The sequence below is a fragment of the Laedolimicola intestinihominis genome (assembly GCF_040096155.1).
Lineage (GTDB): Bacteria > Bacillota > Clostridia > Lachnospirales > Lachnospiraceae > Laedolimicola > Laedolimicola intestinihominis.
Window position 1 is genome coordinate 267865 of record NZ_JBBMFE010000003.1, and the last position, 15798, is coordinate 283662.

Annotated in this window: 16 protein-coding genes; all 16 read right to left on the reverse strand. The window is 47.3% G+C overall.

Translation table 11 applies throughout. The annotated features are described in order from the left end of the window. Positions 1–2: 2 nt before the first annotated feature. Entirely contained in the window at positions 3–1109 is a 1107-nt protein-coding gene (locus WMO29_RS05530; RefSeq protein ID WP_349164109.1) for a polysaccharide pyruvyl transferase family protein, read from the reverse strand. Continuing rightward, complete coding sequence (locus WMO29_RS05535) at positions 1081–1914, reverse strand: glycosyltransferase family 2 protein (RefSeq protein ID WP_349164110.1); 834 nt, start codon at positions 1912–1914, stop codon at positions 1081–1083. Before WMO29_RS05535 ends, WMO29_RS05530 begins: the two co-directional genes overlap by 29 nt. A gap of 3 nt (positions 1915–1917) precedes the next feature. Next, complete coding sequence (locus WMO29_RS05540) at positions 1918–3135, reverse strand: O-antigen polymerase (RefSeq protein ID WP_349164112.1); 1218 nt, start codon at positions 3133–3135, stop codon at positions 1918–1920. A gap of 34 nt (positions 3136–3169) precedes the next feature. Then, a complete protein-coding gene (locus WMO29_RS05545) occupies positions 3170–4105 on the reverse strand; it encodes a glycosyltransferase (RefSeq protein ID WP_349164114.1) in 936 nt (311 codons plus the stop codon). 12 nt (positions 4106–4117) lie between these two features. Then, entirely contained in the window at positions 4118–5494 is a 1377-nt protein-coding gene (locus tag WMO29_RS05550; protein WP_349164115.1) for a sugar transferase, read from the reverse strand. A 122-nt stretch (positions 5495–5616) separates the two neighbouring features. After that, positions 5617–6237 (reverse strand): LPXTG cell wall anchor domain-containing protein, encoded by a 621-nt coding sequence (locus WMO29_RS05555; protein ID WP_349164116.1) that lies wholly within the window; start codon positions 6235–6237, stop codon positions 5617–5619. A 23-nt stretch (positions 6238–6260) separates the two neighbouring features. Continuing rightward, a complete protein-coding gene (gene srtB, locus WMO29_RS05560; protein WP_178038000.1) occupies positions 6261–7025 on the reverse strand; it encodes a class B sortase in 765 nt (254 codons plus the stop codon). A gap of 6 nt (positions 7026–7031) precedes the next feature. Then, a complete protein-coding gene (locus tag WMO29_RS05565; RefSeq protein ID WP_349164117.1) occupies positions 7032–8018 on the reverse strand; it encodes an LCP family protein in 987 nt (328 codons plus the stop codon). Then, positions 8002–8712, reverse strand: a complete 711-nt coding sequence (locus tag WMO29_RS05570; RefSeq protein ID WP_349164119.1) for a CpsD/CapB family tyrosine-protein kinase — start codon at positions 8710–8712, stop codon at positions 8002–8004. Before WMO29_RS05570 ends, WMO29_RS05565 begins: the two co-directional genes overlap by 17 nt. Before the next feature lie 15 nt (positions 8713–8727). Beyond that, the gene (locus WMO29_RS05575; RefSeq protein WP_349164120.1) at positions 8728–9465 is read right to left on the reverse strand and encodes a YveK family protein; all 738 of its coding nucleotides are present in this window, start codon (positions 9463–9465) and stop codon (positions 8728–8730) included. A 16-nt stretch (positions 9466–9481) separates the two neighbouring features. Next, positions 9482–10201 (reverse strand): CpsB/CapC family capsule biosynthesis tyrosine phosphatase, encoded by a 720-nt coding sequence (locus WMO29_RS05580; RefSeq protein WP_349164121.1) that lies wholly within the window; start codon positions 10199–10201, stop codon positions 9482–9484. 340 nt (positions 10202–10541) lie between these two features. Beyond that, on the reverse strand, positions 10542–12635 hold the full coding sequence (locus WMO29_RS05585; protein ID WP_349164122.1) for a polyribonucleotide nucleotidyltransferase: 2094 nt from the start codon (positions 12633–12635) through the stop codon (positions 10542–10544). Positions 12636–12801: 166 nt separating this feature from the next. Then, a complete protein-coding gene (gene rpsO, locus WMO29_RS05590) occupies positions 12802–13068 on the reverse strand; it encodes a 30S ribosomal protein S15 (protein ID WP_158361885.1) in 267 nt (88 codons plus the stop codon). Positions 13069–13203: 135 nt separating this feature from the next. Next, on the reverse strand, positions 13204–14229 hold the full coding sequence (locus WMO29_RS05595; RefSeq protein WP_349164124.1) for a C40 family peptidase: 1026 nt from the start codon (positions 14227–14229) through the stop codon (positions 13204–13206). Positions 14230–14383: 154 nt separating this feature from the next. Beyond that, a complete protein-coding gene (locus tag WMO29_RS05600; protein WP_349164125.1) occupies positions 14384–14875 on the reverse strand; it encodes a restriction endonuclease in 492 nt (163 codons plus the stop codon). A gap of 4 nt (positions 14876–14879) precedes the next feature. Continuing rightward, complete coding sequence (locus tag WMO29_RS05605) at positions 14880–15785, reverse strand: bifunctional riboflavin kinase/FAD synthetase (RefSeq protein WP_349164126.1); 906 nt, start codon at positions 15783–15785, stop codon at positions 14880–14882. Positions 15786–15798: the final 13 nt, after the last annotated feature.

Here is a 15798-nt window from a genome sequence, read left to right on the forward strand (position 1 = left end):
AATTAAACTAACGCTTTCTTTATAAATTTTCTTCCTCTTATTTGCAAATTCAAAATAGTTTCTTCATTGTTCTCAAAATCAACATCATATATATTTTCCCAGTCTATGCATTCATATTTTCTATCATTCAAAGCAAACATATTCAATAAAGTGTCTATTCTACTAGAAAGTTTTTGTGAACTTGTTTTTCTTTCTGATACTATGAACGGCCTTTTAAATATTATTGAAAAAACGCAAGCATGAAAACTATCTGTAAAAATTATTTTTGCTGCCCGAATATACTGTAAAAAATATATCGGATCCATATCTTCAAACATTACTGTTTTGGGATCCATTATATCAATAATTTTTAAATTATCCCTTTTTGCTATTTGTTTTATTCTTTTTTGAATTTCTATCGAAACTGGACCAAGGAAATACACTAATACATACTCCTCCGGTAATGTTGACTCTCTCTTTTCCGAAATTAATTTTTCCCATTTGCTAGTTTCTAATAGTAACGTAGGATCTGCTAAAAGAGTAGCCTCTATACCAACATTTTTCAAATAATTAACAGCACTCTCTTCTCGAACCGAAATATCCGAAAACCTTCTTATTAATTCTATTTCTTGTTCTCCAATTTCACATTTATCCAATGAAATACCGAATGAAGCAGCTAATGCAATTTTCTTTTTCTTAATATTGGGCAAATAAAATGTTTTTCTCCCGTCCTCATAATTTGGATTCCATACCTGATCACTACCTACAAAGAAAGCATCAAATTTTTCTTCTATTTCTTCAAATTTCTTATCTTTATTCACCATGTATTCTGTTTCAGTCAAATATTTATCTGAGAATTGATGAAATCTTTCTTCACGTTTACGATACTTCTCCTTATACTCTCGTTTTCGTATCATCTCTCTTATTTTCCAAACAATTGAATATATATTAGTACGAAACACTTTTTCAAGCTTATACCTATTTTTTTTCATAATTCTATTTATATCTCGATAAATGCATATTGTTTCAACGTCACATCCGAATTCTCGCAATAAGCATTCACTTGCATAATTTTGAAGTCTGTTTCCAAAATTCTGGTAATCATTTAACGTTATAATTCCAACTTTCATTATATTTCCTTCCAATTTTTTTCATAATTCTACGCATATATTTTAACTCATTAAACAGATAATAGAAAATATACTCTCTATTATTTAGGATTCCAATTTCATGAAAATCCTTTAGATTTTTTTTTGCTCCTGCATTCATTTTTTTAATGTCGGCTGATAATCCCTTTTCTCCTCCTATTTGAGGTTTTCCATTTCCATAACAAACCAACTGTTTATTTATATGAAAATATTTATACTTAAAAGCTATCTTTATAAATAAATTCATATCCTCACAATAACTTTGTTTGGGGTCAAACCCCCCAAATTCTTTAATCGCCTCTGTTCTAGCAATCACTGATGATGTTTGCGGGAAACTCCTAACAATCATATCCTTAGCTTCAACAAAACCGGCTGATATTTTTTTATTCCAACCGATTATTTGATCCTTTTCGTTTACATTCGCTCCAATAATAGAAATATTTGTATATGAATCAATATATTGCTCTTGAATTTTAAGTTTATTTTTATGCCAACTATCATCGGAATCAATAAATGCAATCCACTCACTCTTAGCCATATTTATTCCCGCATTTCTTGCACAACTAACTCCTTTATTCGATTGATTAATTATCCGAATATCAATACCATCTACTTTTTTTATTTTATTTAAGGTTTTCAAAGTTCCATCGTTTGAGCCATCATTTACTATTATAATCTCACTAATCAAAGCTTTTCTAGATTGTCCAAGCACTGACTCTACACAATTTATTATTTCTTTTTCACAATTATATACTGGTATAATAACCGATATACTTTTATCTTTCACAAATTACTCCCCTTCACCTGTCACCCCAAAATAATTTTTAAATAAAATATTAGTATAAAAGAATTGAACAACTATTGGCAATGACAATAACATATTAGAAAAAAATGTGAGCGCTATTATTCCTAAATATATACTATAGTTGCAAATAGCACATTCTTCATTTTCTCCATAATTCATATCATTCCAAAATTTTCCACCAAGCCACCCTATATACATGCTAAAGGCAAAAACTCCTGCTATTCCAAAATCAAAATACGGTGTCAATAATGCGGTAGATACATTGTATGTTTGTGAAATCAGGTAAGAATAATCATTTATAGCTACATCTTTCATTCCCAACGCATTCACAATTGCAGTGGGTAAAAATGCTTTAAGCGATGCAGCCCCAAAATATAATGTTTTCCATGAATCAATTGCAGAAATCATATTGGCAATCGGCGTCATCATATACATGTAAACCCAAACAAAACCCATAAAAAAAAACGGAACACTATCTACTGATAGCTTTGCCGTATTAAGAACATGTTTCGGGTCTGTTCTTATATTTCCAACAATTCCAAAGATTACAATTGTCATAACAAGTAGACCACCTATTTTTTTTATATTAACTTTTCTTTTTAAAAGATATATCGTGGTCAACTGTATTATTTCCGTCATAATTGATTGTCGCGCTAACAAAAGGAAATATACTATATTAATTAAAATTCCCCATTTAAAGATTCTTTTATCTCTTGAATCTAGATAATATATAAGTAATATGTTCAATGTGAACCATGATAATGAATTAATAAAACCATGTATAGACGGAATTCCAAACGATGCATAACTACCTTTACGTCCACTTATTAGCCAAACAAGCGGAAATCCCTTACAATACAGCACTTCTACTCCAATAAGAAATATCCAAATTATCGCCAATGTTTTAATATAATCATATTTTGTTGTAGCTTTAATTAACCTAATATTACTTACTACTACCGTATGTTTGCACCGTGTACTTATAAAAAAAGATAGGTTATACGCTAACAGCATACATAAAAAACAAATTCCGGCTTTTAATGAGATATCGTTCGTATACACTTTTGATAACTTAATCCCATATAATATAAAACATACAAACCATATACCATTAAAAACAATTATAGGATTTGATAAATTTGTTTTTTTAATTATGCCACTAAAAAAAGGAATTCCTGATACCACCAAAATAAGAAAAAGCATTTTACCATTTCACCCAAAATCTAAATATAATAATTTACAAAGAATAGCCACCTATTATATATAGTAGCTTAAACATTATCGTTTCAATATATTTTTGCCTGTAAAATTTTGTACTTTTTATATATTTAACTCGTTTCGCTAACGTATCTTGATTTTCGAAAAAATTTTTTACCTCGAGTAATTCACTATCCGTCATATATTCATTATAACATTCCGCAAGATATTGCATTTGTAGTGCTATCGCTTGCCCCTCAGCTCTTAATGCTCTTCTAATTCTCGCTTTCATCCATTCAAATTTGTTTTTTCCATACCCTAATTGATTTTTTCCATGCATTCGATACAATGTATGTTCGGAATTATCAAAAACAACTCTCCCAACAATAGCTGCTACATTTGTAATCCACAAATCCTGTGAGTAAATTTTATTCGTATCTTTTGTATTCTGAACAATTATTTCTGCAAGTTCTCTATTAATCACTTGATTATGTCCCGGACAAATATTTTGAATTGCAGTATTATAAAACACAATCTCTTTAATTTTCTTTTGTGTAGTCTTCCCGCTAAACTTTAAATCTGCATCTACAATTTTAGAACTACAACTATATAATAACGGTTTCTTTTCCTTTTGTATGCTTTGAATTGCTATTTTAAGTTTATCTGATAACCAATAGTCGTCTTGATCGCAAAATGCAAAATAACTATATTCACCATTTTTTAAACCATACTCTAATAATGAGAAAAAACTCCTAACTAAACCTATGTTTTCTCCATGTATTATCTCTATATGATTATATTTTTTTTGTAGCATATCTAATATTTCAACAGTACTATCCTGCGAGCCATCATCTCTTATAATAATTTTTACATTTTCTATATCTTTTTGAGCCAATATACTCATTATTTGCGGTTCAATGAATTTTTCTCCATTATATGTTGAAAGTAATACTGCTATTTCATACTTCGAATTCATAACTTTGCATTCCTACTTTATCGTTGATACATTTTTTCCATTTTCTACTGCCACGCTCGCCGTCACCTGTCCATCCGCAATCCCTTCCGTAGAATCCTTGATAAACAAGATCTTCACCGTCGCAAACATCAGCCGCAAGTCCTCAGACACCGACATACTATTAATATACATCAGATCCATCTGCAGCTTATCGTACGGCGTGGTATTATATCTTCCCTCAACCTGTGCAAACCCGGTCAACCCCGCCTTTACCTGCAGCCGCAGATTAAACGCCGGCATTTCTTCCTCATACTGGGCCGCAATCTCCGGTCGCTCCGGTCTTGGGCCTACGATGGTCATGTCGCCCTTCAGGATGTTGAAAAGCTGCGGCAGCTCATCCAGGCGGCATGCGCGGATGAAATGTCCCACCGGAGTAATCCGGTCGTCGTGGGCGGATGCCAGACGGGCGACGCCGTCCTTTTCCGCGTTGACGCGCATACTGCGGAATTTCAGAATCTTGAATTCTCTGCCGTCCTTGGTCAGGCGCACCTGCTTATACAGGGCCGGGCCATGATCGTATGCCATGATGGCGATGGCGGTCACCAGCATAACCGGGCTGGTGACAATGATGCCAATCAGGGACACAAAGATGTCAAAGGCACGCTTGATGAACAGATATTCCGGCGACGGCTGCGACCGGCGCACACGTACCAACGGTACGCTGAACATCTGCATATAGGTGGCTCCGGCCATGATGACGTCGCCCACATGGGGAGCGATGTAGCCCTGTACGTTCTGCTCCACACAGTACTTGACGATACCATTTCTTAAGGTCGCCGGAATGCCTGCCACGAAGACTACATCGTAGCCTTCTATCTCCCGGATGATGGCATGAATGTCATCCACCGGATTCTTCATATATTTCTGAACATCGAATTTGCTTGAAAAGTATTTGATCTCTTCCAGCTTCTTCAGATCGTTGTCTTCTTCGTAAATAATAACTGTCTTTTTCGCTTTGTGAATCCGGAAATAGACCTTATTGGCTGCCAGACTCCAAACAGCGTTCCAGATTCCCTGCAGTACCACGATTCCCAGCAGGGGCAGCGGGTTCAAAAGCGCGACTCCGCTTACTGAAGCAACCACATAGACAATTCCTGACACGATGACGTCAGACAGGCTCAGAGAATAGATAAGCTCCGATACTCTGCTTCCGCCCACATCGTAGGCATTGTATACTCTTCTCATGATGACGAGAAGAATCGCGTAGAACGCGCAAATCAGCATACCCGATTCGGTGAGGCCCGGGTAACGGCCTGACGCATAATAGCCATACCAGCCGAAGGCAAACAGCGCGATGGACGCCGCCACATTGAGTACCTTCATGCCGCGCATTAAAATCGTCTTTTTCATCTCACGGTATCTCCCCACATGGTCATCCCTTCGGACTCCCCTCTTTTCTCATTCAGGTCCAGGACAGGGGAGCTTCTCAAAAGCTCAAAGCTCCTCTGTTCCATCCCCTCATCTGGCTTAGATTAAGCCTCTTTCTTCTTCAGTGCTACAGAAGCTGCTCCGAGAACAACTGCTGCGCCGATCCACATCATCCAGTCAGATGCTGCTCCGGTCTTCGGAGAAGTAGCTGCGGATGAGGAAGAACTGCTGCTGGAGCTGCTGGAAGAGCTGCCTGAGCTGCTTCCGCCGTTGCTGCTGCCTGTGTCAGCGACAATTACAACCGGAGACAGGCTTGCGAACTTGGCAGTTACAGTCTTGGCTGCTGCATCGAAGCTGGACTCTACTACTTCCCATGCAGTTCCGTTGAAGTGAAGAACGGTTACGTTCTTTACGGAGCTGGTCAGGTTCTGAACGTTGAAGGTTACAACGTACTTGCCGTTCGCGTCCTTCTGAGCGCCGTCAGCCTTTACATCCATAACCGGAGTAAGAGCAGTCTTGCCCTCTACAGCCTTCTTTACCTCTTCCGGAGAATTCTTAACCATTTCGGTCAGGTTCTTCTCCTCGCCGTTCTTCGCATCGATCGCTACTGTGTAGCCTGAGCTTACAGTTACGCCTGTAACTGCGCTGCCTGCTGCGCATACGGTCAGAGTCTGAGCTGCCAGAAGTCCAACAATCATCAGTGTTGCAAGAATCTTCTTTCTCATGTTTCTTACCTCCATATCCTTTCTTAAGATTCTATAGATACCAGTACAGCTTGTACCAGGTATCGTCGGTCTGCCTGGCCCTTGTAGCAGGTGGAGAGGGTGATAATCTTATCCTCCTCGGTCACCGGGATGTCGGTGTCTACAAAGGCGTTCATGTCGCGGATGTTCCGGACACTGTCGAGATACGCCCGGAATACGTCCGGGTCCTTGAAATCAAAGCTCAGCATCAGATGCCGGCTGTCGTAGAGATATGCCGCGAAAATGGTGTAATGCAGGATTTTATCCGGCATGTAGATGGTGATATCTCTGTTGTTATCGAAAAACTCCCGGTCACTGTAGTTGTGAAGGGTACGGAACATGCTTCCGTTCTTCATGTTGTGGCCGTAGATGATGGTATTCGGATCGGTAAAGTCCTTGCTGTTATAGTCCTCGGTGAAGATGGCCCCGGCGATGCTCCCGGCTCCGTCTACACTGTGGTTCAGGTAATAGCCGTTATCGCCCTCCCGCTGCAGGATGGGGTAATCCACGTTGGTGCCCGGGATGGTGATCCAGGCGTAGATATCCGGATTTTCCGCCTGCAGGGCTTCGAAATCCACCGGGATATCCAGCGGTTCTTTTTCTTCCTCCGGCTCCGCTTCCACGGTTTCCGGTTCTTCTGTCTTTGCCTCTTCCCGAAGCTCCTCGTACTCTTCTCCGGCCTTCTGCTCTCTTACCAGCTTGACGCCGCCCACGACCAGGCACAGGATGGCTGCCGCGCCGAGAAGGTACGCAATTGTTTTTTTCTTCATAGCGTTCTATTCCGCCTTTTTATAAAATGTCTCCAGAATCTTCTGATACAGGGCGCCGTTGTCCACATGGTATTCGTCGTACTGTTCGCCCTCCACGCCCTCGCCCGGAATCGTCCAGCGCTCCACGGTCTCGCCTGTGGAAAGTGCTTCCATGAGCTTCACAAACCAGTCATTGCTGATGCTGGTGACCAGATAGGGCATCAGGTCTTCGTAGAGCTTTGTGACCTTGGACGGGTCTGCCGCGGCTGCATTGCCGAAGGCGTCCAAGAATGCCTGCTGGCGCTCCATGCGGGTAATGGCCGACTGGCTGACGCCGGTGTCCCGGCTCCGCAGGAAGATCTCCGCGTTCTCCGGGGTGATGGTCGCCTCCGCGCCCTCCCGGAATTCCGGATAGCGCTCCGCCAGACTGTCATTGGGAACGGTGACGGTCACATCGCCGAAGCTTCGAAGAAGCTCGGGGATTCCGTCCAGGCTCATGGCGCAGACGCCCTGGATGGGCATGCCGTAGAGCAGGCTCGACACCGCATTTTTCGAGAGCTCCAGGCTCTTGAAGCCGCCGTCGCCATAGCCGTAGGCCAGGCTGATATGGTTCTCGGTGAGTCCTAAGGAGCCGCCGTTCTGGTCAAATACTTCGATGGGCGTCATGGTGTCTCGGGGGATAGATATCAGGGTGACCTGATTATCTACCCGGTCCCAGCTTATGAGATACAGGGCGTCTGACTGCCCTGCGTCCGCGCTGCCTGTCTCGGTCTCTGCCTTTTCCCGGGTATCGACGCCCAGGAACAGAAAATTACTCAGATGATCGTTGTATTTGTATGTGGTTCCCTGCCAGGTGACGGTCCGGTAATCTCCGGTATCGTCCGTCTCTTCCAGGACATCCTCCACTTCCGCTTCCGCCGGTTCGGCTTTTGGCTTGCCGCAGCCGCTCAGGAGCGCCGCTGACAATGCCAGGAGTCCTGCCATTTTCCACAGCTTTTTACTTCGTATTTCCATAGCCATTATAATATCCGTAGTGTCCGTAATATTTACTGTAATAGGTATCCTGCTGCATATCCACTTTATTCAGCACAGCGCCCAGGATCCTGCACCCGGTCTGCTCCAGCTGCTTCTTGACTCTCTGCAGGGCCTTGTAGCTGACCTTTTTGCTCTCGACCACCAGCAGCACGCCGTCGCACCACTTCGCCGCAATCAGGGCGTCGCTGACGCTTAAGACCGGCGGCGCGTCCAGGATGATAAAGTCATACCGGGAGCGCAGGCTCTGGATCAGATTGCCCATGGCTTCGTCCTCCAGAAGCTCGGAGGGGTTCGGGACGCTCCGTCCCGCAAAGATGATGTCCAGGTTCGGGAAATTGCTCTCATAGCACAGGTACTCCGGGTCCGCCTGTCCGCACAGGTAGTGGGACAGTCCGGTGATGCCCTTCTGCTTCACCTGATAGCGGCTTACCAGCATGGATTTCCGGATATCCGCATCCAGGAATAAAACGCGTTTTCCCATATTTCCAATCTCACGGGCCAGCTGGAAGGCGATGTCGCTCTTTCCCTCGTTGGGGTAGCAGCTGGTGGCGAGAATGACCTGTATCCCTCTTCCGGCAAACTGCAGGTTGGTACGCAGGGTTTTTATGGCCTCTTCATAAAGGCTGTCCGCTTTTTTCGGATCTATCATGACCACTTTTCTATCTGATGACATCTGTCTCTCCTCCTGCTACCGCTTTTTGGCCGGTTTGCTTTTCTTCGTTTTCTTTTTCTTGCCTGTGATATAGTCCTTACGGTCGGGCACGCTGGCCAGGGTCGGGATACCCAGGTATTTCTCGATATCCTCCTCGGACTTCACGGTGTCATCCATGACGGTGTACAGGGTTACGACGCCGCAGCTTATGACGATGCCTAAAAGAATGCCCAGGGCTGTATTTTTCATGGTGCTGGGGCTGGACTTATGATCCGGCACTTCGCCCTCGTCGATGATCTTCGGGGGAACGCCCTCCATCTTGTCTCCGATGAATTCCGAGGTCACAGCTGCGATATCGTCCACGATCTCCTTGGCCAGCTTCGGGCTCGGATACGTCACGGTAATCTCCATGATCCGGCTGTCGGACGGATTGCTGATCTGTACGCTGTCTTTCAGATCTTCATACTCCATATCCAGGTTCAGGTCGTCGATGACCCGCTCCAGTACCTGACGGCTGACGGTCAGGATCTCATAGTCGTTGGTCAGCTGGGTGCCCATCTGCAGATCCGCCAGCGAGGAGAGGGTGGTCTCCTTGGTCAGGACCAGCATGGTGGTGGTGGACTCGTACATGGGCGTCATCAGAAGCTTCGTGCCCGCAAATGCCAGGGTTCCGCCTACGATCGCTGCCAGTATAATCCACAGGATCTGCTTTTTCAGTGCGTAGAAAAGCTCCAGCAGATCGATTTCTATCACTTCATTCTGTCTTTTTTCCATCTCTTATGTATCCCCTCTATAGATTCTGATTGGTCAGCACCTGTCCGGCGTGATCCCGGCATATCCGCGAAAGCTCTTCCCCACTAAGATGTGTCTCCAGCCATTTCATGGCCTCGGCCACCCGGGGCGGTCTCCTGTGAACGCTGTGCATGTCGGTTCCCAGAAAATGGATATTACCCTCTTTCAGCTGCTTTCTGCACCAGCGCTGATCCTTATCGAAAAGGCTCGTGCCGATGCTGCCGTAATTCATCTGGATGCAGACGCCTGCTTCTGTCAGCTCCTCCAGGCCTTCTGTCCGCAGCGCTCCGTAGCGCTCTGCATGGGCCAGTATGGGAAGGTAGCCCTCCAGGCGCAGAGTCCGCAGGCTCCGGAACAGAGCTCCGTAGGACACGGAGGGCAGATATTCCACCAGCACGTAGGAGCTGTCTGCCAGGGTGAGAAGCTCTCCCCTGTCCAGTTTTTCCGGAACGCTCTCTTCCCAGCAGATCTCCTGGCCGGGATAAATCCGGATCTCCGATGCGATGGTTTCCCGTGCTTCTTTTTCCAGTTTTTCGCATTTCTCCCGAATGCGTTCCGGGCAGTCGTTACGGAACTGTCTGGAATAATGGGGCGTGGCTATGAAGGCTTCGACGCCCTGCTCCCAGGCCATCCGCACCAGGGCCAGGCTCTCTTCTTCATCCTTCGCGCCGTCGTCCATTCCCGGCAAAATGTGACAATGTATATCTGTAATTTCCATTCTCTGTAACCTTATAAATTACCGTTTTCTGCTATGTCTATGTAAAATACCCCCCCCCGAAAATTTTTGATTTCCAGAGGGGTATTCCTATTTTCAGCTTATGCCTTATCCTTGGTAATGCTACCACATTTCGACAAGAATGTCCATACATCGACATTCTTTTCCGGCTTTTCAGAACTTTGCACAAGTTTTCTCTGGAAAATAGTTACAAGCATTAAATTTTGCCCATATTTCATGTGCGGCTGCTCTTTTTGTTATTTTGTAAGAAAGCTATTGTATAAAAAAATCTGCCGGAAATTTCTTTCCGGCAGATCCTGCACTTCTTATTATATTATAATGCTTACGCGTTCTCCGGCAGATCCTTGATGGAGAAGCTGAAGCGTCCCATCTTGTCCTTGCCCAGGCATACCACCTTCACGATGTCGCCCAGTGTCAGGACGTCCTCCACACGGTTGATGCGCTGCTTTGCGATCTTGGAGATGTGTACCATGCCCTCTTTGCCCGGAGCAAACTCCAGGAATGCGCCAAACTCCTTGATGCTGACTACCTTACCGGTGAGGATCATGCCCTCTTCAAAATCGGTTACGATGGTCTTGATCAGTTCGATGGCCTTGTCCATGGCAGCCTTATCTGTACCGCATACGGATACAGCGCCGTCGTCGTCAATGTCGATCTTCACGCCGGTCTGCTCGATGATGGCGTTGATGGTCTTACCTCTCTGGCCAACCACATCGCCGATCTTCTGCGGGTCGATCTGGATCTGTACAATCTTCGGTGCAAACTCGCCTACCTCTTTACGCGGCTCGCTGATGCAGGGCTTCATGCAGTTGTCCATGATGTAGAGACGTGCCTCGCGGCAGCGCGCGATTGCGCCCTCTACGATGGGACGGGTCAGACCGTGGATCTTGATATCCATCTGGATGGCAGTGATACCCTCGGTGGTACCGGTTACCTTGAAGTCCATGTCGCCGAAGAAGTCCTCGAGACCCTGGATATCGGTCAGCAGCACGAAATCGTCGTCGGTCTCGCCTGTTACCAGACCGCAGGAGATTCCTGCTACCATCTTCTTAATCGGTACGCCTGCTGCCATCAGGGACATGCAGGACGCGCAGGTGGAAGCCATAGAGGTGGAACCGTTGGACTCGAAGGTCTCGGATACGGTACGGATCGCGTACGGGAACTCCTCCTCGGACGGCAGTACCGGCAGCAGCGCACGCTCAGCCAGCGCTCCGTGTCCAATCTCACGACGTCCCGGTCCGCGGCTGGGCTTTGTCTCGCCTACGGAGTAGCTCGGGAAGTTATAGTGATGCATATAACGCTTGCTTGTCTCATTTTCATCCAGGCCGTCCAGGCGCTGTGCCTCAGACAGCGGAGCCAGGGTACAGATGTTGCAGATCTGGGTCTGTCCTCTGGTGAACATGGCGGAACCGTGTACACGCGGAATAATATCTACCTCTGCAGCCAGCGGACGAATCTGGGTAATGGCACGTCCGTCCGGACGCTTGTGATCCTTCAGGATCATCTTACGTACGGTCTTCTTCTGATACTGATATACAGCCTCGCCCAGAACCTCGAGCCACTCATCCTTTTCTGCAAATGCCTCTTCCAGGCGCTCGGTAATTTTACGGATGTTCTCCTCACGCTTCTGCTTCTCATCGGTGAAGACTGCCTCTTCCATCTCTGCGGGCGGTACAATCTCTCTGATAGCCGCGAACAGCTCTTCCGGTACTGCGCAGCTGGTGTAGCTGTGCTTTTCCTTGCCGCACTCTGCTACGATCTGGTCGATGAACGCGATAACCTGCTGGTTTACCTCGTGAGCCTTATAGATAGCCTCGATCATCTTTGCCTCGGGAATCTCGTTAGCTCCTGCCTCGATCATGATGACTTTTTCTCTGGTGGATGCTACGGTCAGCTTCAGGTCGGATACCTTATAGTCTGCCTGACCCGGGTTTACGATGAACTCGCCGTCGATCATACCGATCTGTGTCATAGCGCAGGGACCTGCGAACGGAATATCAGAGATCGCAGTTGCGATAGCGGAGCCCAGCATCGCTGTCAGCTCCGGGCTGCAGGTGGGGTCTACGGAAAGCACCAGGTTGTTCAGGGTTACGTCGTTCCGGTAGTCCTTCGGGAACAGCGGACGCATGGGACGGTCGATGACACGGGACGTCAGAATCGCGTTCTCGGACGCCTTGCCCTCACGCTTGTTGAAGCCTCCCGGGATCTTGCCTACGGAATACAGCTTCTCCTCGTACTCTACGCTTAAGGGGAAGAAGTCGATGCCGTCGCGGGGCTTGTCGGATGCGGTTGCGGTGGAAAGCACGGTGGTGTCGCCATAGTGCATGAAGGCTGCGCCGTTAGCCTGCTTCGCGACGCGTCCTACGTCTACAGTCAGTGTACGGCCGGCCAGCTCCATAGAAAAACTCTTGTACATAATATTTCTCCTTATTTTGCTGGTGTAGGAGAAACCGAAACTACTGATTTGCGCGGGATGCGCTCCTGCGTACATCAGTGGTCTCGGAACATTTCTCCTACATGGTGAATGGGTTACACAAAAACCGGGCGAAAGAACCGTGAGATTCCTCCGCCCTTTTGGAAACTTATTTTCTCAGTCCTAATCTCTCAATCAGGCTACGATATCTCTCGATATCCATCTTCTTCAGGTATGCAAGCATATTACGTCTCTGACCAACCATCTTCAGAAGTCCTCTTCTGGAGTGATGATCCTTCGGGTTCGCCTGCAGATGAGCGGTCAGCTCCTGGATACGTGCGGTCAGGATAGCTACCTGTACCTCCGGTGAACCTGTGTCACCCTCTTTTAAACCGTACTCTGCGATAATAGCCTGCTTCTTGTCCTTTGCGATCATGATGTTTCCTCCTTATATTTTTTATACGCTGGGTATCAAGCAATGGTCGGAGTGTCCGATAACCGGATACCAGCAAACTCATACTCCGATAGTGTATCATAGGGAATATGGGGTGTCAAGGGTGATTTTTCAAAATCAGTCCTTCAGGATCCGGGCCGCAGTCACCGGGCTTCTGTAGTACATATTGGAAATGGTGATTCCGGTGCGGGCGTTGCTGGCATGTACCACACGGCCTCCGCCGATGTACATGGCTACATGGTTGATATGCTTGCCGCTGCCATAGAAAATCAGGTCTCCCGGCTTCACGTCGCCGACGCTGATCTTCGTGCCGCAGTTAGCCTGGGCTCTGGATGAATGGGGCAGAGAGATACCGAAGTTCCGGTATACGGCCAGAGTAAAGCCGGAGCAGTCCGCGCCCCTGGTCAGGCTGGTGCCGCCCCACACGTAGCGGTTACCCACATACTGCTTAGCGAAATCACAGATAGAAATGCGTACGTCGGTGACGCCTTCGCCGTACAGCGCTTCGGACAGAGTCAGGGCTGTGTCCAGCTCGCTTTTCACATTCACGTATTCCGACGCCACATAGCCGTCCTCGCCGTCGATATCGACTTTGATCCAGTCGCCCATATCCTCGATAACCTGAAGCTCCTCGCCTGCCGGAACCTTGGTCCAGTAATCCGCGTCGGTGCTTGGCTCCATCCGCACATACAGGGAGTCTGTATTCACCTTCGCCATGGTCTGTCCCAGCTGAAAGGCCAGGTCGATGGCTTCCTGTCCGGTATACAGGTACTCGGCCTTCACATAGCCCTCTACCTCGCCGGACCTGATATGGGCCCACTCGCCGTCGATCCCCAGCACCTCACAGGCGCCGTTTTTGCGAAGCTTACCCACCAGGGAGCTGCTGCCGTCCGCCGCCTCGCGGATGTTCAGGCTGTCCTCCACGTTGGCAATGGCGATATTCACATAGCCCTCCAGCGGCGTACCGGTCCATACCACCTCCGCGGTGGCCTGGGTCTGCTCCTCGCTGTCTGTGGTCTGATCAAAATTGGATGCGATTCCCTCGCCGAGACCGTCCCCCAACGGCGCAGCCTGCGCCTGCATGCCGACCATGGCCATGAAAATCGCACCCATTACAAATCCCGCTTTATATCTTTTAAACATACAATCCTCCGTATTGATTATCCGGTATAATTATTACAATTTTGTTAAGAACCTATTACACCTTATAATAATCGGGAAGATTTGTCAAGGAAATCTTTTTGATTCACGTGGATTTTGCGGATTTCTGTGGGATTTCTGTGGGTTTTCCGCAGAATTACCGCCGCACCCGCCGTACCAGCCGGTTCAGTTCGTCCCGATCCCACAGCTCCACGCCGATTTCATCCGCCAGCTCCTCCGCCGACGGGGTAAAATAGCTGTTGGTCAGTACCACCGGCACGTCGCAGCCGTAGAACTCGGCTCCGGCGTAGGCTTCCTGTACCGCCTTATTGCTGATTTTCGCCCGGTAATGCTTGCACTGGATGGCGTAGGAGACTCCGTCGCGCTGCGCCAGCACGTCCACGCCCTGGTCGCCGCTGCCCCGGGTGACCTCCACATGGATATAGCCGTCCCGCGCCAGCAGTCCGCCCACATATTCCTCAAATTCCCAGCCGTCCATGTCGTCATAGTCGGCCCGGCGGAAACGCCGGCGTTCCTTCCGCCAGCCATGAATCCGGCCGACGCACCGGAATATGGTCTTAAAAGGCCAGAACAGCACCCGCAGTAGAAACAGTGCGGGTGCCGCTATCAGATAATAAAATAGTCTCATGAAACTAGTTTTCTCTTTCTCCAAAATATTTTCTGCCCCAGGCCACGTCTTTCTCAATCCGCTCCTTTAAGGCTTCCAGAGAATCAAATTTCCGCTCCGGGCGCTCAAAGCCATAGAAGGATACAGTCAGCGTCTCCCCGTACAGATTCCGGTCAAGGTCAAACAAAAAGGTTTCCACACCTTTTCGCGTCTCTCCGCCTATGGTCGGCTTATAACCGATGTTGGTGATGCCCTCAAAAATCTCGGAAGCAATCCGGGTTTTGGTGGCATAGACGCCGTTGGGCGGCAGCAGCTTTGAAAGCCCCGGCTGCTGATTGATGGTGGGAAGCCCCAGGGTCCGGCCAATCTGATGGCCATAGAGCACCTCTCCGGTCACGGAATAGGCGTAGCCCAGCAGCTGATTGACCAGCTCCATATGGCCCTGCTCCAGTTCCTTACGGATCCGGGTACTGCTGATTTCCCTGCCGTCATAGCAGGCTTTTTCTACTACCTCCACCTGAAAACCGCATTCCTTCTGCATGTCCTCCAGAAGCCGGTAACTGCCCTTCCGGTTATGGCCGAAATGAAAATCCGTCCCCACAGCCAGATATTTTACATGCAGCCTCTTTACCAAAATCTCCCGCACAAAATCCTCTGCCTCCATATGGGCTATGGATTCCACAAAGGGACACTCTATCAGATAGTCCACGCCCCATTTTTCCAGGAGATTTCTCCGCTCCTCCGGGAGCAGAAGGGTAGACCGTTCTCCGAAATCAAAGGTAAAAATCAGAGCCTTTAAGCCTTCTTCCTTCTTTTTTAAAATGCGGTTCACCAGAAGCTGATGTCCCATATGAAGCCCTTCGAACTTTCCCAGGGAAATGGCTGTCGCTTCCGTTGTCTCAAATTCTGTCGTTCCGGTAATTAATCTCATGGTAAATCCTTTA